Consider the following 19,988-nt stretch of genomic DNA (forward strand, 5'->3'; position numbering starts at 1 on the left):
TTACATTACTGCTTTTAAAAGTTCTGTTACTAATGGAAGTACTCCACCTAAGAATGATAAAACTGCCATTGCGATTGCCATATTGTTTCCTCCTCTTGTTCGTATTAAGATGTGGTGAATCTTTATACCTCTATTATAGTAAGCGCTTACATTTATAACAATACATTTCTATATGTAATATTGCATATTTATACGTTTAGACAATAATTAGACCTCTATTAATCATTCCTTAATGGTATCATAGCGAGGTGAGAGTCTTTAAGGGTTCTCCTTAATAGGAGGAAACGGATATGGAAAGAGTGCAAGCGATTATTGACAGTAATCTGAAATTCAAGAGTTGGGTTAAACAGGTATTAGCTGTAGGCGGAATATTAGGATTCTGCTACTTGGTATTATATGTTTTATGTTTCTTATTTGCTATGTAAATACTATATAACTCCACTAGTGGAGTCTTGCCTACAGAGGTAAGGCTCTTTTGTTGTATCTGAGGTGAATTTATTTTGGAGGTACTCCAAAATATTGGGTTGATGGGTATGTGGTTCTACTTCTATCACTGAAAGTAAACTTCATTTTTATTTTTAAGATAAATTAATGCTTCTGCTTTTGTAAATCTAAGTGTAGTTCATTCTACTTTGGGACAAGCACTTCAATGCGAAGTTGAAATTGTTCCTAATCAAAACGATGGTTTATACAGTGTCTACGGAATAACACCTGGTGACGTTATTATTACTGCACAACGTGTATTGAACTCAGAATTAACGCAGATTCTTTAGTTTTAAAAGTAAAGTGGTTCAAGTCGGAGGAAGACACCTTAGAGTGTTTTTTCTTTATTTTCAAAAGGACCTGCCCAATTAATGCGTAAAAGCATAAAGTAAGGTGAACCCGATAAAATACATGAGTGACCTTGAATTTCCCCTCCTACTCAAAGGAGAGATTAATATGGGATTTGGTGGTAGTTGCGGCTGCGGCTTTTCTGGAGGATTTGCTTTATTAGTTGTATTATTTATTTTATTAATCATAGTTGGAGCTGCTTGCTTCTGCTAAAAAAACTATCGGAAAAGACACTATTATATGGGTGTCTTTTCTTTAATTAATTCACATTAAATTACTTAAATTTTATAAGTAGATGTAGTAAAATATAAATTGGGTGGGAACCCAGATATATTTGTGCTGTAAGAAAAGTCTTATGTAGATTAAGTAGAGAGAGGCACTTCAAGAGGAGTGTCTTTTCTTTATGCGTTAATAAGCCCTCCTATTTCCGTAGGTGGGCTATATCTTTATTACACAATAACAAAGTATACTCTCTTTTTCTCATAAACTACATGTAATTATACATATTTGTTAAAATTACACTAAATAAATATTACATGTAGTAAAATATAAATTGTGGACACGTTCTATAAAGCAGATTCTCCGATTAAAAGGCGTAACATATCTCAACCAGGTTCTGGTGCAAATACTTAGGAAAGATATAAAGATGCGAAAAGTTTCCTAGTGAAATCTAGTCTTAAGCAGCAATTCCAAATAGTTGATGGATGAACTTCACTTGATTTTGGACAGACTTGTCCAATAAAACAAGTTGCCCTTTTTTCACCATATGCATAGCTTCTATTCCAGAAAGAATGGATGTAGCTGTGCAAAAGGATTTCAATCCTAACATCGAACGAACCCGCTTTTTAATAAACCGATGATCTTGTTCCACTATGTTATTGAGATATTTCACTTGCCTTAGTTGGATGCCTAATGGCATCTTTTTTTCTTTTCTCAATTTTTCAACTGCTATAGGATAAGCTGGATTCTTATCTACTGTCACGACACGAGGCTCAGAAATATGAAAAGACTGCAAAGCTTTCTTGAAGAATCGCTTTGCAGCCTTGTGGTTTCTTGCTTTGCTTAGGTAAAAATCAATGGTATTTCCTTTCGAATCGACAGCACGATACAGGTACATCCATTGACTTTTCACTTTGATATATGTTTCATCGACTCTCCAAGAGTCATTGGTTTGCTTGAGATGACGACGGATTCTTTTGTCAAATTCAGGACCATACTGATGAACCCAACGCATAATCGTTGTATGAGCAACGAATAAGCCCCGTTCCTCCATCATTTCCACCAAATCACGAAAGCTCAAGTTGTACCATAGGTACCATCTTACTGTTTGCAAATAATATTATGATGATAATGTTTCCACTTGAATAAATTTCGCTTTTCCATACTGATCACGCATCTTTTTTAGAGTAATAGTATCAGTATGTCCAAGATTTAGAGATTACCTGCAATTATCTTGAATTTTTCGCACCAGAACCTCGAACAGGTCGTACAGCAATAATATTTGACAATTCCAGCTATTTTTCGACATTTTTTTGGCTCCTTACGCAAAAATATTGTAGGTAGCTGAAATTGTTACATCTCTATAAAAAAACATACAACCTTACCAACAAATACAGGGTTGTATGTTTTTAATATTATTTACATGTATTCAGGTGCAATCCGGTCCTGTTTGTGGTTGTCTGATTTGTGGTTCTCCTATTTGGACAATCTCTCCATTTTTTACAATCTTAGCACCTTCATATAATTTATCTGCATAATTTTTAAGGTCCTGCCAGCTATCCTTCGCTATCTTCAAATCTATTTTTAATAAAGCAAGACGGTCTGGATTAATTCTGTCAACATTATTTAGTAAAGAATCATATTTTGCTCCGATTGTACGCCACTGATTCGATATATTTTGAAGAGCAGTAATAGCTGTATCAATTGTTTCAGTCATATGTTCCGTTTTATTTTTGGCATCTGTCAAAATAACTAATTCTGCCTCTGCTCCAGAAATTCTGGACTTTAACTGTTCTATTTCTTGTTGTGCAGATGCGATATTCTTGTCAGCAGTGACAATCAATGGTATACCAACTGGAGGCATAAATACAGCTGCAGCTATATAGCCACCACGTTTATCATAGTTTTCTTTAATTATATTATTATAATTACTGATTTGTTGTTGTAGAAGTGGGATACCGGCGTTCGTACTTTCTAAAATAGACTTCAATTGATTGGAATCTTCTTTAAAACTTCTTGTATCTTCAGCCATTGTATTTCGGAATGTTTTCAACTTTTCTAGTAGCCCATCCACTTCTTGGCTATTTTTCAAAATACTATTATATAATTTCTCCAGTTCATTTTTTAATACCACTGTATCCTTTTGATCTATAGCTGCTAGTAATTGATCATAACTCGCTTGAAAGGTAGCATTATAATTCACACTATTCTGAGTCGTTTTCATAATATCAGGCTTTAGATTATCTAACCAATATGTTGCATTCGTTTGCGCATCCTTTTGATGCTGAATCATGTTTGTTTTGAAATCACCATTTATAGAACTTATTTTACTTAAATCTGTCTGTTGTTGATTACGGATTGTTTGAGCATATGAATCCATTGTAAGGATATTTGCCCCCATTTTCTCCATTACTTCTTTATATTTATCAGGACCCAAATCATAGCTCGTACTATCTTCTTGCTGTTGGGACACACTATTTTGTACAGTTTGTTCTGCTGCAAAAGTATGAAGTGGAGTTACATTACTCGCTGCCATTCCAGTAATGATCGTTGATAAAATAACTTTCTTATACAATTTTTTATTCACCTTTTTCACCTATTCTCTCAAATGTATTACATATTTTATTAAATTCATAAGCTTCTATTCTTTACTTCAAATGAATTACGATCATTGCAAATAAAACAACATATTAAAATAGGGGTTTTCATACTTTCTTATTCTATAATCTTTATCAAGTTTCATAACTATATAGGAAATCTCCTGTTCAAACTTGAACAGGAGATTCACATTATGTGTTCTTCAAAAGGGAAAGTCAGTATATTATTTTTTTCATTACTTCGGCAATTTTTTGAAGTAATATTATTTTTTCTCTTCTACAAATGAAATCTCAGCCTTTTGAATATTTTCAGCATACTTGTTAACCTGTTCCCAACTACCTTTAGCTATCTTCAGATCTACTTTTATAATAGTAGCAAGCTTGTCTGGGTTAATTCTGTCAACATTGTCATTCAATGATTTATATTTCGCCCCCATTGTCTCCCACTGGTTCTTTACATTTTCAAGGGCAGTAATAGCTGCATCAATTGTTTCTGTTAAATTATTAGTATTATTTTTCAAAATCGTTAACTTAGCTACCTGTTGTTTTGCAGTGGAAATATTTGCTGTTAGCTCAATAATCTTTTCTTGTGCGGTTTTTATCTGCTGCTGCGATGTAACAACTCCGTATATCCCGCCTCCTAATGCACCTGCACCAATAGGCGCAAAGATAACTGTAGCAGTTAAGTATGCACCGAGAGCAGTTGCAACCGATGATGCAATATAAACTTTGTTATTCTCATCAATTAATGTTTGATTTGCTCCGATTTGTTTCTCCATCAATGGAATTCCAGCATCTTGACCAGCTAAAATGTCTGTAATTTTGTTCGCATCAGTTTTTAAATTTTGTGTATCCAGTTCTAATTTGCCGCGAAAGGCTTTCAAATCTTTTACTAATTTGTCCACTGCATCTTTATTCTCTGAAACACTATCATCTAAACTTGTAAGCACAGCTTTTAGCGTTTCTTTGTCATTTTTATTTACAGCTTCTACCAAAACATCGTAATAATTTTGAAATTGTGTATTATAATTGATAATATTTTGATTCGTCTGGATTATTTGCGGTTTCAAACCATCTAACCATTGCTTTGCATTTATTCTAGACGCATCGAGGTTTCCCCTAATGCTTGTTTGTAAATCATTGTTAATTACAGTTAAACCATCAAAATTAACATTTGCTTGTTTAACAATAGTTAAAGCATACAGATCCATTACCAACATATTGGATCCAGTTTTCTCTATCGCATCTTTAAGCCCTTCTGGTCCAAGTGAATACTCAGGGTACTCAGGGGAGTTATTTGCTGCATCTGCATAAATAGGTGCTGGTTTTGTTGTATTTTCCGCTGCCGAGGCATATGATGGTGTAATGCTACCCGCTGCGATTGTTGCTATTAATGTAGATAAAGCCATTACTTTATAAGGTTTTTTCATTATATTCATCTCTCCTTATATTATATTATATTATTAAAATTACCGTTCTTCATTTTACTATTTTCCTTCTGTTACTTTTATGTTTGTAACACTATTTTCATATTCCGTTGTTTGTTTATTCAATTCATCCGTAAACGTTTTGAGTTCTTTTAATTGTGCTTGTAATGCATTAGAATCTATTTTTGTATCAGTATTAAGACTTGTCTTCATTTGAAGCATTGTGCCATTAAAGATGTCCCAACCACTTACTAGCTTGTCAAAACTCTCAATTTGCTTTTTAACTACTCTTGTAAAGTTATTTAACTGTAGATCAATAAGTGTCATTTGAGTTGCTTGCACTTCAATTCTCGATAGTTTTTGTAGCAATAGAATTTTTTGTTGTTGCTTCTGACGAACATCATTATTCAGTTTTGTTACTTCATCATTTTGGAGTTGTCCAACTTGGTTATAAATCACTTCTAAATTAGACGTGTCTAAAGTATGATCCTTACCTGCGTCTATCCAAATATCAATAACCGTCTTTCCAATATTTATAGAACCTTTTACATTTTCTTTTGGTAGAGCTAGAAGTTTTGTAAAATTATCTTGAATGCTTTCATCAAGTTGTTTAATTTCCGTTCTGAATTTTTCAATGTCTCCGCCTGAACTCTTATAAAGTTCCATCGCTCTGCTAACTTTACTAGAAAAACTCTTACTATCTTCAACCAAGTCATTTTTATAATTGTTTAAGTCTACTGAAGTTCCTTTAATATCATACTGAATTGCTTGCATTTGATCTTGAAGTGCATTAAAGATACTTACAAAGTCGTCTTTTGCTTGTGAATCGTCATTCACTTTACCAGATAGTTCAACCAATATATCATAATAATTTGTAAATCTTGTCCCAAAATCCTGCAGGTCTTGATTTACATTGAATAGTTTTGGATTATATTTATCCAGCCAGTCTTGAACATGGTTTCTTGCAGTACCTTGATCAGTTGTTATTCCAGGTATAGCAGTTACTTCAAGGTTTGGTTGCTTTAATATGATTAGCCCATATCCTTGAATTAATGGCGTCTGTGATCCTAATGTCTTAATCGAATCTGATAACCTATTCATAGCAACTTGATTTGTACTACTTGTTAGTTGTGAATAAGTTGTTTTGCTTTCTGCAAAAGTATTTACAGGTGAGAAGCAACTTGTAGATACTGCAGTAATTAATAACCCTGCGACTAACGTTTTTTTCATGGTAATTCCTCCCATTATTTGGTGTTTGTTGATAAAATAGTTGGACTAAATTTTAAAGGTTTAATTTTCATTTGAAAGCTGGAGCTGCTTCATTTGCAGGAAGCCCAGATAGATTGAGTCGTTGCTCCTATCATTAATCCTGTCATGAATTTTTTGATAGCGATTTCATAAGATCCTACAAAATTACAAAAAATGAAATTATACTTGTACATTGCTTATACTTTTATCTCGGAATAAAATAAGATCATTTTTGCTATGTAGAGACTTAGAATGCTATTTTTTATAAATGTGATAATTTTGTAGTTCTAGATTGTTTCTAAACTCAATTAACTGAGTATTGAGAAAATTAATCCGACATAATGTTACTTGCTACTTCACTGCACTTTTTATTCGTATAATCTTCTCCTTTCTTAGTGGTCCTACCAATTACACCTTTATTAAAACATTAAATTTTTAATGCGTAAATAGTAGAATTTTGTCGAATATATCTAAAAATTCTACTATTAATTATTAGTTCAACTAGCAATATTATCCTGGTAAAATTACTATTTAATCTTATTTATATTCAATCTTATTCAATTAATTATAATAATTATAAGTTAATATATATATTAAAAAGATAGTTAATTTAGCTTATAAGAAAAAATAAAATGTAATTAAATTATATTAAAATAATTCAATCACATCCTGCATACTCATTACCTTTATTTGTATATGTAAAATTGCATGATCTTTGGTGATTTGCTCCAAAAGTCTTTCATCAAATTACCGAAACCTAGGATATTTCCAATTATTTAGGAGTAACGCCACATCACCATCAAGCTAAAGCGAATTTTTATTCACAAAAATGAAAAAAACGCTATTCTTTTTGTAGAAATATACAGAAAGGATGGCGTTTTTGTATGAATCTATCGTTTCAGGATAAGTTTCATTTGTTCGCTGAAGAACTACAGCAATATCTATCTCCACATATTCTTTAACAACTTGCACAAGATACAGGTTTTGTAAAACGGGTTACCGCCAGCATTTTGGAAAAAAACCACGTTAAGCAAAAAATACAATAAGCTACCCATTTGGACAGCTCATTTACATAATTATCGTTATTGGAAGTTAAGCATCTGTTCCTTGAGGAATCCAACCAATACTTTGGCTCCATTTATCAGCTTTTCGTAGAATCTCCCATATCAGAGGATCTTTTGATTCGGTATACATGTGTCGATTATTTGTGTGTTTTTCAGCTAACCTATATTTTAATTCTCCATATTGCTTACAGTCTTCTGGATGAGTACGCATATAATCTCTAAATAAGAGAGCAAGTTGTTCAGGCCAACTCCCTTCACGTCTCACATGTATATGAGTTCTCTTGTTACCAGGAGTTTCGCGAAAATAACGTTTAGAACGGTCTGAATTATCTGCTCTATAAATAAATCCTAAACTTTCTAAGGGTTTCTTGAAAGAATCCAATAACTCTAGAGAATTTACGGAAATTTGTATATCAATAATTGGTTTTGCAGCTAAACCAGGTATTGATGTAGAGCCGATATGATCAATTCTTATGGCAACGTCTCCTAAAACACTTCTTAATGAATCCCCTAGATTTTGAAACTCTTTAGACCATTCACTTTTATAAGGAATTACAATAATTTCATCTGACATTTATTTTCCTCCCTAAATCTCTCTTACAATCTAAATGATATCAGATTCTATTATGTATATCGCATTCATGTAAGGTTAACATAACGTCCTATTATCAGAAGTTCTCCTCACCAATAATTCCCGACCTATCAACATTCTTTGAAACATCCTCTTCACCTACGTATGCAGTTTCTTATTTATCTCATTATATTAGTGGTTAAAAGCAATCATTGTCTTTTTTTCCTTTACTCCATATGTATAAAATTTCGCATAAACTAACGGTGGACTTATCCCCGCTAAGTAGACAACTGTAAAAAAGACTATGCAGCCATCGAAATTCGATATTCGATCGGAGCTCGATGATTGAGTCGTTTTTGGAATCGTTTGTAGTTATAATGATAGATGTATGTTTCAATTGCTTGAATTAGTTCTCCCTTTGTTTGATAGTCATTAAGATAAAACATTTCAGATTTAAAATGAGAGAAGAATGATTCAATGCAAGTTCCTTTGCGGGAATGGCTGCCGATGGCGCCTAGCTGTTGAAGCATACGATAATAAGTAGGAGATGTATATTGGAATCCTTGATCTGAGTGGATGATGGTTCCATACACATCTCTTTTTTGTGTTGCTAAATCTAATGTTTTTAGAGCAAGTTGTAAATCATTGCGATATGAGAGTTTCCAAGCAACGATTTCATTATTGTAAAGGTCTTGAACGACGGATAAATAGAGAAATTTATCTTTGAATGGCAAATAAATGATATCTGTGACAAGTACCTCATTTTGTTTGCGGTTTTAGAATTGTCGTTCTACTACATTTGGGAAAATCGATTGAATGTGAAGCTCTCGCATAAGTCTACATACTTTTTTGTGGTTCACGAAAAATCCAGCCTCTCGTAAGGCGATTATCCTGCGAGGATAACCGTATTCCTTGTGTTTTATGTGAATTGTTTGAATCTGTTCATGCAATATATGATCCTTTGAAAGGCGTAATTGCCTTTGACTACATGTTGAACGCCACTTATAGTAGCTAGAGCGATTTAACTGCGCAATGACGACAAGCCAGGTTACTTTGTACCGAGAACGTAGTTCTTCAATAATCTCGTACTTAGCCGTTTGAGCAAGAACACCTCCTATAGATTTGGATACTGCTTTTTTAAGTAAGCCACTAGCGCCTTGTAGTATTCCAATTCTTCTTCCATACTATCGAACTTCATACGAGGACGACCTTTTAAGAGGTTTTTTAAGCCGTTATTACCACCATTTTGCCCCCGCAAGTCTGAAATATCACCTGTTTCTTGATATTTCCGGACCCAATTCATTAACTGTGTTCTACTTCTAAGCTTATATTTCTTCGCTATAGCTGATTGGCTACCCTCACCATTTAAATAACTTTTTACAACTTGTATCTTTAATTTATCTGAATAAGTTTGAAATTTATCCCCTTTTTTAACCATAATAAAATCCCCTCCAAGTAAAAGTGTAACATCCATGTGTATTCATGGTCTTTTTACACTGTCTACCTTAAGGGGATAATATCACAGGTGAAGTCTGCCCAAAATGAAGTTAGGTCCATACATAAATTGTTTGGAATTGCATCATAATCTGCCTTTGAACAGTCTATGTAGGTTTCTATGTCTCTATCAAATGATTTTTGCACCAGAACCCAAAAAACTTTGCAACAGAACCATTATTCTTTAGAATAGGTCTAAAAGATCATCAAATTTCTCTATAACTTGATCATATTCACTTACATTTCCAAAACCGTACTTTGCGTAAACAAAAGGGATACCCGCATACCTAGATGCCTTTAGATCACCCTCTGTGTCTCCAACATAAACAGGTTTTGAAAGGTTGTTTCTTTCGATTATTAATTTGATATTTTCTCCTTTTGTAAGACCTGTTCTACTGGGGTTTTCATAATCTAAAAAATAATTCTCAAGTTTATGATACCGAAAAAACCCCTCAATATACCCCTGTTGACAATTGCTAACGATAAAAAGTTTATATTTCTTAGAAAGGTTATATAGTACATCTTCCATGTTCTCAAAAAGAACTCCACCGTGTTTCTCTATATATTTACCTTCAATCTCAAAGCACTGTTTCATTATTTGTGTTCGAGTGATTAAATCTACGTTTGGAAATAACTTGTTACTTATGTCGTCCATTTGAAGTCCCATAGTACCTTCGAAGTCTTTTCTTGTTAATTTCTTTTCTACTTGATTATTTTCCTCAACTATACTATTCCATGCAAGTAGTACAGTGTTTATAGAATCCCAAATAGTTCCATCCAAATCAAAAATTATGCTATCCATATGTATGTCCTCCCCATCATTTATAACATATATGTACGAAACTCAGCTAAATCATACCCACTATCTTTCCCACATATGTAAATTGTATCACAAACACAAACTTTTCAAGTATCAGCCCCTTGTTTTTGGATGTGAGGTCAAGACTGGAGTGAAGCGAAGTGAGGGGCTACCCCCTTTTAGTGTCATAAAAATATAGAGTAAGAGAAACTTCGTAGACAACCAATCAATGCGGTTCGGTAGGTATAATTGCTAGTCCAAGTCGGCGATAATTAGTCGGTTCCTTAACGTACAGGGAACCGATTAAAATATGCCAAAATTGTGTCTGAACATACAATTTTCTTTTTTGATATGGTGACCCCATCGCCATCAAGCTAAAATTTTATAGTACCCCCAGAACGAAATTTCGTGCTAATTTGTAACAAAAAAGCTCATTTTTTCGTTTCGGGATAATTCTGAATTCTTAAGTTGATGGATGTGTATGGTGACCCCTTATAGACTAATTTTTTATAATCATTTTTTCATAAGAATTTAGTGCTCTTAATGGATTTTCATAAGCCATTTTCCATGCACTCTCTACACTTATTCCCATTTCAAGCATATTATTAATCTGTAAATCTATATTTGATGTGCCTGCTGCTACAACATCATGAGACTGATATAATAAAGACTCTTTGTCTTTTAAAAATAGCTTCTGACCGCATAAGTTTTCAATATTTGCTCTATCTGTCATGGCAATTATGGAATCATCCCCTATAAGTTCCACTATACGCTTTGAAATTTCTAAGTCAACGTGCTCTCCATCAAAATTCAAACAAATGGTTATATCTCCCTCATATGCATAACGTAGTATAGTAGCAGGGACAATGCCTATTTTACTGTCTAAATTATTTAGTGTCCATGATTCCATTTGTAATGCAAATAAATCGCTAATTCTTTTAGTCTGCTCATCTTTTCCGCGCCAAGCGTGTTTAATAAGTTGAGGCATATCATTTAGAAAATGATCAATTAAGATAGCCCCTCCATATTTTTCTTTTTTTAATTTTCTTGCTATAGCAACAACTCGTTCTATGCTTTCAGCACTTGCTTGAGGGTTAGATTTTTGAAAATGGCCTAAAGCCACACTAATATTATTTGATAATAACCCTTCTACAATCCACTCCACTTGTGGATACTCTTTAGTTGAGTAGGGAGGGGATGCAAGATGAATGTCTGGAGCTAATACAACATATTTCAATCCCAATCTGCCACATTGAAAAATCTTATTCCAATCTTTATGATTAGGTCTCCAATTTCCTGTTTTAGGTGTTCCTCCTACACTAGAAAGCAAAGGTCCTTCAAGGGAAATACCTATAATGTTATTTAATTTTCCTAATGATTTCATCTCATGGAACTTATTCATATATTCCACAAAGAAATCTAATTTTGATTGTGGAAGAAAAAGTGTTAGTAAACAATTAATTTTTTCCTGTTTTAAAACGTTATCGATTTTTACTAAATCATTAATATTTAGTTCACTAAAATCAAAGTTGCTTATCCCGTGACAGTGGAACTCAATGGGATTATTTTTATATATCTCTCTTATATTGATGCTAAGATTACTTTGTTCCAAATGAATACCTCCTAAAAAATAATGTCATTTTCTATTGGGACCCCTCGGTAAGGTAGCTCTTTTTCGAGAAAATAAATAGTTCTAGAAGAATCATGATGTTTTTTATTTTCGCATATTTCAAAATCTCCATTAGAAATATGATATAATGCAAATTTTAAGCTTGGCCAATCACTTTTTTCTTTTTGCACTTGTTCCTGTGCAATTATATTTTTTAGATTTATTGTAGTTTCATGGAACTCTACCTTAGGCCCCATACATAAAATTTCTCCATTATCAAATCCTTCTTTCACAAGAAAAGTGGTGGTTCGTGTGAAAGATTGTTTATCTAATAAAGCAGCTTGTACACCGTTTAAACCTATATATTTTCTTTTAAAGTTTTCATCTAATACAGATAAATCAGCTGGGTGCTGATTTATCATTCTATCTTTAAAATAATGTAATAAATCTCCTTGAATCCATCTATGGTAAGACAGTACTGCAAGGTCAATTTTATAACCCCTTAGAAACTCAAACTGTTTAATTTCTTCAAGAATTTCATTGTGTAGATGCTCTGCGTTTTTTTGATAGTTAATATTATGTTTTCCTTTTTGTAAGTAAGAAGATAACCCACAAATACGATCAAAATCCTTGCTAATAACAGGTATATTTCTGTTATTAGCAATCTGGATAGCTGGAATGTTCAAGCGATCACTTATAACAAGATCTACACTTAATTTATCGGGGAATTTTTCCGATAAATCTAAAGCAGCTTGTAAATTCCCGCCACCACCACTAACAAAAAAGGCTATGGACATTGGTTGTTTTTTAGGAGTATACAGTTTCTTTTTCATTGATCTCTTCCTTTGATATTGCACTTAAACTATTTTTTAAAGCCCTTTTCATAATTTCTATCTCATTATCTGTAATAGTAAATGAAGGTGTTATAGCGATAACTTCTGGTGCAAGGGAACTGCTTGCGAAAATAGCACCTATGATTCCATTAATAGGTTTATTTTTTAGTGCGGTTCGAGCATGGTCAATAATTTGAGCAGCCACTTTTTTCTTTAATAATATCCGAGCTGTAGCACCAATAACTTGTACTGAATCAACAATCTCAAATTTAGCAATACTATCTAGCATTATTTTTAATTTTTCTCCAAGCTTATTAATATCATGCTCTATATTTCTCCATTTTTCGAAGCGGTCTAACACTGCGTGCGCCAAACTGAAGCAAATTGGAGTATTGGAAAATGTTGAAGAATGTAAACCAGGTTCTAATATTTTGTCATTATAAACAGCGTTATTAATCCAAACAGCACTTAATGGTAACATGCCATTTGTTAATGCCTTAGACATAACAATGAAGTCAGGTTTTATATTAAAGTTTTGCAGCCCTAAGAATTTTCCAGTTCTATAAAAACCACTAAAAACTTCATCTACTATTATATAGACTCCCATATTTCTAAAATAGTTAACTACTCCTTCTAGATAACGAGAATCTGGTATTACAATGCCACCAGCATTAAGAATGGGCTCAATAATTAGTGCTGCAAAAGGAGGGTTTTTTTCGTTATGAAAACCACTAAAATCATTTTCTAACGAAGTTTTTATAAATTTTAAACATTCTACATTACATGTAGTAGGATTTTTGGAAAACCTACATCGTCGACAATCAGGATATGGTAATCTTAAAACAGGCATTGATGTATTTTTAAAACATTCCCTGTATCTTGCACTAGAACTATAATTGGAAGTGAAAGGACTACGTCCATGATATCCACCCTCAAAAACTGCAACTGTAGTTTTATTATTTGATAATGCTAGAGCCATTTTTAGAGCTAATTCTATCCCTTGTGCACCACCTGTTTCAAATGCTATCTTTCCCTTTAACCCAATCTGCTCATTAATTTTGAAGCCTATTCTGTTAGCTAGAGATAATCTTAAATCTGATTCCAAAAAGCTAGGGATATTAGGTAAATTACCACTTATATTAGTAGCTGCGTTAATTAACTCAGCATCATAACCTAAACTATTAGATCCATTGGCTGCTTCGCCGTCAATATAATGATTTCCTTCAGAATCAATTATTGTTGAAGAATACGAGTTTTGAAATATAGGTTGGTTTTCCGTCCGATAAACAAAATCAGTTTTAGCAATATAATCTCTATCCATTAATTTTTCATTCATAGGATAGGCTTCTTCCCTTCTGTATTATTAGGCATAATTGTAGATATTATGGTGACTAGATCCCAAAATAAATCAGAATTATGACTTAACTTTTCTGAGTATAAAAATTCCATCCATTCCTTAAAGTTATTCTTGGCATTAGATTTTGGTATAAATCCTAAATAGTCTTTTATTTCTGAGTTTTTGTTAGCTTGATTAACTATATTGTTTAAACTTTTTTGGAACGAAAGTTCATTTTTTATAATGTTTTTATAATCGGCATCAATATAGTCTAATGCATTTTGAACTGAAGTTACGCTAGTATTAAAATTTTTAATAAGTTTGCTTCTTTGTTTGTAACCAAAGTACAATCCCAATGACCTTATTAAATCCATTGGATCATCTGCGGTATGTATAAAATTAAGTTGAGCACTTACAACTCCTAGTTCATAACGAATATCGCCAGGATTTCGAAGTTCTGGTATAGAAGAGCCCTTTTTACTTGTAAGCTCCACTGTTGCTGGTGTTTTTTTGAACTCATTACGCTTTAAGAAAACAACATACGATGGTCCAAATGAAAGAAATTTATCTACTAATAATAATCTTTCTTTAGATGCAATATTAATTTGATAGTACCAATCACTACGAATTAAATGCTTATGATAATTAATTTTATTTATACTGATTATTTGGTATCCATTGTTGTTTAAATACTCAAATATAATCTTTTGTTTATTAGCAATGATACAATCTGGTTTTAATACCATGAGAGCTGTATTGTTAAGCGTTTCAGTAGATAATTTTTCTTCTAGTACTGAGTTATAGCCTTCTAGAAAAAAAATATCATTAAAATATAAATCAAATTTATTCTTTGGACAGTTTTCTAATAAATAATTCTCCATTTGGTATATCCTCCATTTAAAAGTACAAGTACATGGCACTAAGTTTGCTATTTTATAAAAAAAGAAAAGTATAGAAAAAATATTGATTTGGCATGGATCTTTTACAAGCATGACTTACATATCAAGAATACTCTAGTGACAAGTATTTAACATTGTCTAAGGAGAAATCACACTTTACTTTTGGATTTGAGTCAATATTTTGGACACAAAAAAGTTAAATTTATGCTACTTCTTTAGCCAAATCTTCTATTGAAATGAATTTACTAATACTCTCATAATTGCTTATCCTTAAAAATATTCAATATTCATTTTTTTAATAAAGACTAAGCCTCTTTAATTGCTTTTATTTCAAGTAGAAATTCAATAAAAGATTTAAGATCTTTAGCTGCAATCTCTTCACTACATTTATAATGATTAATTATTGTATTTAATATGGAATTTAAGTGATGGTCTCCATCAATATTTTCCCAAATCAAAAGTCCCGTCTCATTTAACTGATATGCATTTCCATTTCCAAAAAGAAGATGCTGTTTTGCTATCGTCCTAACTCTGTAATTTAAATCTTGTTTATAAACCATTTCCTCTATAATCATTAATTTTCCCTCCTACAACTTTCCACATAATTTGATAATTTTATTAATGAATAATACATAATCTTCCACTGATCTTTCTAATTCTAATTTACTCGTAGTACTTCTAGAAAAATAGAGATCATTAAATTTATTTAAAACTTCTAATACCTCTAGATTCTCTTTACTTAAGGCTTTTAACTTAATATATACCCATTTATCTCTATCTACAGACTCATGTTTACTAAATAGGTACGCAGCAATAGCCTTAATCAATGTATTCCTAGATATAATCAAGGCTGTTTCCAGTTCTCCTTTTTGCAGATTTCCTGTGATGTCTTCATAAGAATTATCAACCATATTTACATAATATCTAGTCATAAGGCTGAAATAATTGTTTAAATTTAAGTTTTTATAATACTTATTGTATAAATCAGAATTAAAAACGCATTTACTATTGATAAATCTGTGTAAAAATGAAGCCAACGTTTCAAAATCACTCTTTCCCACTTTTAATTGGCTTAAAGAACGCTTGGTAGTATCTGTAAAATCGATTGAGTTTAATTGATCTATTAAGGATTCTAATGAAGATAGCGACCAGTATTCAATATCTCCTCCAATCCCGTTAATGTTTGTAAATGCTACCTTAAATGAGTCATTATCATAAGTAATTGTGGAATCTGTTTTTAAACGCGTAAAGTCAGCTACTACAACAAAAATGTCTAAATCAGATTTTTCATTTCCTATTCCTTCTATTAAGGAACCACTTGTAAACACAAAATCATTAGCATTATAATTAACACATCTTAAAATATCGTCTTTAGGAATTGTTTTAGATATAGGTAATAACTCAATCACTTCCTAACACTCCTTTCTAATATATATCTAGAGTAGCTTTTTTCTTGGAAATATATTCAAATATCCTTAGTGTAAAATATCCTAACATCATATAAATAATACCTATTAATGCTTCTCCTCCTAACAGATTAAAAACATGGACTGTAATATTGCCATCAATAATTAGTCTCGAAGCTTCAATTCCTCTTGTAATAGGTATATAATATGAAACTTTAGATAGTAATAAAGGAAGATTTGAAATCGGAAACTGTGCACCACTAAAAATCATCAATACAAAAACAGCTGTATTCATTATTAGATTTAAATCACGAGAAACAAGTCCCATACTCCCTAGCAATAGGCCCACTCCAATTGAAGAAAACATTGTGATAATAATACATATAATTAATAGTAGAAAATTGGTATTACTAAAATCTAATTCGAAAAATAAGTATCCTACAGTGAGACCAATTATAACTGTAGCTGTTGCATCAAAAATATGAATAAAAGCCCTTCCTATAAATATAAGAAAATTATTAGCAGTAGAAGCTACTACTAACTGTAATGTTCCAAAACTGCGTTCGCTTACCATTACAGTACCTACTCCGAATAATGCGTTGTATATACTTAATAGAAAAGCATTACCTATTACCCAAGGAGTAATATCACTGGTATGGTGAATATAGCGTGCAATTAGACTAAAAAATACTAGTTGCATTATTGGATTTATTACTTTTACAAGAAAATAAATCTTGGGATCTAAAAAACCAAAAAGAGCTTTATAAGAAAGAATAGATTGTCTAAAAAACCTTATAAATATATTATCCATACTAGTGTGCTCCTAAATTCCCTTTCATTCTTGTCCTATAATCAATCTTCCTAAATAGAACGATAACCAAAAATAAGTAAATAGCAGTTAAAATTAATAAAACTGACAAATCAATATAAAAGTCTGAATAATTAGTTATACCTGTCATGCTTTGCCTAAGAAGCTTTACTCCCCATGTTGGCGATAAAACAAACGATATATATTGTACATATTTAGGAAGAATAGAAATAGGAAAAATTATCCCGCATAATATATATATGGGGTATTCCATTGAATTCATTAGCATTCTAGAACTTCTAGATAGCGTAAACAAGAATGCCATTAATAATGAAATAACTGTGAAAGATATAATTGTAAAAAATAATGATACAAAAAAGGCTAGCGGGCTTATAATTGTAATGTCTATTTTAAAAACCAAAGTCACAAATATAAAACTTAATACCATAGAAAAGATACCCAATAGTAAATTCCCAAGTACTTTACCTAAAAAAATTATTCTAAAATCACTTGGTGTAGCATAGATTATTTCTAGAGTTCCCATATATCTCTCTCTTTCTATATCTCCTGCGGATGAGAATATTATAGAGCTCCAAAGATTTAATATTCCAGTTCCGATTACTATATATTCCCCGATGTTTGAAACATCTGAATTTTTGAACATAAAATAAAATAATATGGAATATAGTATTGGCTGCAAAATGATAATAAATCTAAACGTAGGACGAGAAAGAGATTGTTTCATATGTACAACTAGACTCGATAGAATTACTTTGTATATCTTAAACATCTTGACCACCAACGTAATGAACATAAACGTCCTCTAGTGTTGTGCTTCTAGTGTTTATATTTAAAATATGATCTTCTTCTAAAATATTAATCAATTTCCCAATAAATTTATAAGGCTCCTTACACTGAACCTTTACTAATGTTGACTTTTCTAAATGCTCCAAAGGTAATACTTCTATCCCATTTAGACTTTTTATCTCAGATATCTTATCATCTGAGATAAAATCTACATTAGCTTCAATAACAGATAATGAGTCTAGCACCTTTTTCAAATTATCGGGTGTATCTAGAGCTAACAATTTCCCTTTGTTTATAATAGCAATACGGTCACATAATTCATCAGCTTCATACATATAGTGTGTTGTAATTACTATCGTTTTACCCAATTTAGAAAGATTTTTAATTATATCCCGCAAATCCCTTGCACCGATAGGATCTAACCCTATCGTTGGTTCATCTAAGAATATTATTTCTGGATCGTTTACTAATCCCCTAGCAATTTGTAATCTTTGTTTCATTCCTTTAGAGTATGTTTCTACTCTTTCATCAGCCCTATCTGATAACTTAACTAGGTCCAATAAGTAGGGAATTCGTTCGTCCCTAGTTTTTTTATCAATCTTATATAGATCTGAGAAATATATTAAGTTTTCCCTACCAGTAATTCGCCAATATAAATTTCTTTCACCACCATATATGAAATTAATTCTTGGCCTTACAAATTTTTCCTCACCGAAGGGTTTGTAACCAAAAATCTCCACATTACCCGAGGTAGGTGCTAACAGCGTAGTTAATATTTTCATTGTAGTAGTTTTTCCCGCACCGTTTGGTCCTAAAAGTCCAAAGACCTCTCCCTTTTTTACAGAAAAAGAAATAGAATCAATAGCTCTTAATGTTTGCTGTTTTTTCTTAAAAATACCTGTGTATGAAGTGTATTCCCTAACTAATTCATTAACTTCAATTACATTATGCATTCTTATTACTCCCTATTATGGTTATTGCACTATTTTTAACAAAACATAAACTCTTTAAATCTCTAATTACATGAGGTCCATTATATATTAAATGGGCAATGATAGAAGGAATTATAGAACCCGAAAATAACAATAAAATAGCAGATGTTAATCCAAATACAATTTGAACAATAAAGTCATATTTACTAAAGGAACTAGACCATTTAGTTCCATAATGTACAAGCATAAAGAAAACTGCACTTATTACAACATTCAATAGAACAATCTCATTCTTATTGCTTAGACTTAAAATATAATACCTAAAAAATAATTCTTCTGATATTGCGCCTCCAATTAAGGTATAAATGGACATAACATAATAAAATCTGCTTTTATTAGTTATTAAGGATATATAATCGTTAGATAATACTATTCTCCAAGTAGACACCTTGGGTAATATGAATAACATTCCAACGACAACCCCAATAATTATCCAAAAGTATTGAGGTATTATTAGCATAGGTTTAAAGTGAAATATTAACGGAATAACTAACGGGAAGATATACATACTCCTTCTCACTACTGTTGTAACATATGTGTACTTTTGAGAATGCACCCTTTTAGCATTACCTACAAATAAAAGCACAATTACCCAATATATTAATAATTCAAGATATCTTACCTCAAGCAACATTGTTAGAGTTGCAAGAAGCAGAATACTTAACCACAAAGCATTTTCATTTCTACTCATTTTAAGATCCATCGTTAACATCCTAATTAATTAATTAATTAAAAAGATTAGAGTGATATTAATTAATCACTCTAATCTTGTCACTATTACTTACTATTAACCGTTCTCAACAGCTAAAGCAGCAGGTAATTCAACCTTTACAGCTTTTGGTGAAATGTACTTTTTCATATTTACGCCCCCCTTCTTTTCGTCACAATATACATTACATCCGATTAAACAATTAAGTCAATACATAATATTCAAATTATTTACAGCGTAAGAAAATTATGTATATTACATGCTATTAACCGTTCTCAACAGCTAAAGCAGCAGGTAATTCAACCTTTACAGCTTTTGGTGAAATGTACTTTTTCATAT

General features: G+C 31.8%; 20 protein-coding genes and 3 pseudogenes. 3 read left to right on the forward strand and 20 right to left on the reverse strand.

Going from position 1 to position 19,988, the window contains the following annotated elements:
• Nucleotides 1-290 precede the first annotated feature (290 nt).
• The 3 genes and pseudogenes from JDS80_RS32005 to JDS80_RS28060 all read left to right on the forward strand — a co-directional run bounded on the left by JDS80_RS32005 (nucleotide 291) and on the right by JDS80_RS28060 (nucleotide 1,044).
• The gene (locus JDS80_RS32005; RefSeq protein ID WP_265341027.1) at nucleotides 291-425 is read left to right on the forward strand and encodes a hypothetical protein; all 135 of its coding nucleotides are present in this window, start codon (nucleotides 291-293) and stop codon (nucleotides 423-425) included.
• Nucleotides 426-590: 165 nt separating this feature from the next.
• A pseudogene (locus tag JDS80_RS31745) lies at nucleotides 591-773 on the forward strand (ATPase); the annotation flags it as partial.
• A gap of 166 nt (nucleotides 774-939) precedes the next feature.
• Entirely contained in the window at nucleotides 940-1,044 is a 105-nt protein-coding gene (locus JDS80_RS28060) for a YjcZ family sporulation protein (protein WP_081806744.1), read from the forward strand.
• A 463-nt stretch (nucleotides 1,045-1,507) separates the two neighbouring features.
• Here JDS80_RS28060 and JDS80_RS28065 read toward each other — a convergent pair.
• The 20 genes and pseudogenes from JDS80_RS28065 to JDS80_RS28155 form a co-directional block, all read right to left on the reverse strand.
• Nucleotides 1,508-2,214: pseudogene (locus JDS80_RS28065) on the reverse strand (IS6 family transposase).
• Nucleotides 2,215-2,479: 265 nt separating this feature from the next.
• On the reverse strand, nucleotides 2,480-3,637 hold the full coding sequence (nheC, locus tag JDS80_RS28070) for a non-hemolytic enterotoxin subunit C (protein WP_199640537.1): 1,158 nt from the start codon (nucleotides 3,635-3,637) through the stop codon (nucleotides 2,480-2,482).
• A gap of 273 nt (nucleotides 3,638-3,910) precedes the next feature.
• Nucleotides 3,911-5,077 (reverse strand): non-hemolytic enterotoxin subunit B, encoded by a 1,167-nt coding sequence (nheB, locus tag JDS80_RS28075; protein ID WP_107888392.1) that lies wholly within the window; start codon nucleotides 5,075-5,077, stop codon nucleotides 3,911-3,913.
• Nucleotides 5,078-5,134: 57 nt separating this feature from the next.
• Complete coding sequence (gene nheA, locus JDS80_RS28080; RefSeq protein ID WP_098890212.1) at nucleotides 5,135-6,304, reverse strand: non-hemolytic enterotoxin subunit A; 1,170 nt, start codon at nucleotides 6,302-6,304, stop codon at nucleotides 5,135-5,137.
• Between the two features lie 1,110 nt (nucleotides 6,305-7,414).
• On the reverse strand, nucleotides 7,415-7,960 hold the full coding sequence (locus JDS80_RS28085; RefSeq protein WP_199640538.1) for a GrpB family protein: 546 nt from the start codon (nucleotides 7,958-7,960) through the stop codon (nucleotides 7,415-7,417).
• 299 nt (nucleotides 7,961-8,259) lie between these two features.
• Entirely contained in the window at nucleotides 8,260-8,466 is a 207-nt protein-coding gene (locus JDS80_RS32185; protein WP_346011434.1) for an IS3 family transposase, read from the reverse strand.
• Nucleotides 8,449-8,718: pseudogene (locus JDS80_RS32190) on the reverse strand (transposase); the annotation flags it as partial. The pseudogene JDS80_RS32190 and the gene JDS80_RS32185, both read right to left, overlap by 18 nt.
• 15 nt (nucleotides 8,719-8,733) lie before the next feature.
• A complete protein-coding gene (locus tag JDS80_RS32270) occupies nucleotides 8,734-8,907 on the reverse strand; it encodes an IS3 family transposase (protein WP_199640540.1) in 174 nt (57 codons plus the stop codon).
• 164 nt (nucleotides 8,908-9,071) lie between these two features.
• The gene (locus JDS80_RS28100; protein ID WP_199640541.1) at nucleotides 9,072-9,395 is read right to left on the reverse strand and encodes a helix-turn-helix domain-containing protein; all 324 of its coding nucleotides are present in this window, start codon (nucleotides 9,393-9,395) and stop codon (nucleotides 9,072-9,074) included.
• Between the two features lie 240 nt (nucleotides 9,396-9,635).
• A complete protein-coding gene (locus JDS80_RS28105; RefSeq protein ID WP_199640542.1) occupies nucleotides 9,636-10,253 on the reverse strand; it encodes an HAD family hydrolase in 618 nt (205 codons plus the stop codon).
• Between the two features lie 496 nt (nucleotides 10,254-10,749).
• Complete coding sequence (locus JDS80_RS28110) at nucleotides 10,750-11,862, reverse strand: amidohydrolase family protein (RefSeq protein WP_199640543.1); 1,113 nt, start codon at nucleotides 11,860-11,862, stop codon at nucleotides 10,750-10,752.
• 11 nt (nucleotides 11,863-11,873) lie between these two features.
• A complete protein-coding gene (locus tag JDS80_RS28115) occupies nucleotides 11,874-12,692 on the reverse strand; it encodes a formyltransferase family protein (protein ID WP_199640544.1) in 819 nt (272 codons plus the stop codon).
• Entirely contained in the window at nucleotides 12,667-14,028 is a 1,362-nt protein-coding gene (locus JDS80_RS28120) for an aminotransferase class III-fold pyridoxal phosphate-dependent enzyme (protein WP_199640545.1), read from the reverse strand. Before JDS80_RS28120 ends, JDS80_RS28115 begins: the two co-directional genes overlap by 26 nt.
• The gene (locus JDS80_RS28125) at nucleotides 14,025-14,909 is read right to left on the reverse strand and encodes a nucleoside-diphosphate kinase (RefSeq protein ID WP_199640546.1); all 885 of its coding nucleotides are present in this window, start codon (nucleotides 14,907-14,909) and stop codon (nucleotides 14,025-14,027) included. Before JDS80_RS28125 ends, JDS80_RS28120 begins: the two co-directional genes overlap by 4 nt.
• 323 nt (nucleotides 14,910-15,232) lie before the next feature.
• Nucleotides 15,233-15,502: a PqqD family protein gene (locus JDS80_RS28130; protein WP_199640547.1), complete on the reverse strand. Its 270-nt coding sequence runs from the start codon at nucleotides 15,500-15,502 to the stop codon at nucleotides 15,233-15,235.
• A gap of 12 nt (nucleotides 15,503-15,514) precedes the next feature.
• Nucleotides 15,515-16,336, reverse strand: a complete 822-nt coding sequence (locus JDS80_RS28135) for a hypothetical protein (RefSeq protein WP_199640548.1) — start codon at nucleotides 16,334-16,336, stop codon at nucleotides 15,515-15,517.
• A gap of 16 nt (nucleotides 16,337-16,352) precedes the next feature.
• Entirely contained in the window at nucleotides 16,353-17,144 is a 792-nt protein-coding gene (locus JDS80_RS28140) for an ABC transporter permease (RefSeq protein ID WP_199640549.1), read from the reverse strand.
• Between the two features lies 1 nt (nucleotide 17,145).
• Nucleotides 17,146-17,955, reverse strand: a complete 810-nt coding sequence (locus tag JDS80_RS28145; RefSeq protein WP_346011433.1) for an ABC transporter permease — start codon at nucleotides 17,953-17,955, stop codon at nucleotides 17,146-17,148.
• A complete protein-coding gene (locus JDS80_RS28150; protein ID WP_199640551.1) occupies nucleotides 17,924-18,901 on the reverse strand; it encodes an ABC transporter ATP-binding protein in 978 nt (325 codons plus the stop codon). Before JDS80_RS28150 ends, JDS80_RS28145 begins: the two co-directional genes overlap by 32 nt.
• Complete coding sequence (locus JDS80_RS28155; RefSeq protein WP_199640552.1) at nucleotides 18,894-19,643, reverse strand: CPBP family intramembrane glutamic endopeptidase; 750 nt, start codon at nucleotides 19,641-19,643, stop codon at nucleotides 18,894-18,896. Before JDS80_RS28155 ends, JDS80_RS28150 begins: the two co-directional genes overlap by 8 nt.
• Between the last annotated feature and the right edge of the window lie 345 nt (nucleotides 19,644-19,988).

The organism is Bacillus cereus group sp. N8, assembly GCF_016483685.1.
Lineage (GTDB): Bacteria > Bacillota > Bacilli > Bacillales > Bacillaceae_G > Bacillus_A > Bacillus_A proteolyticus.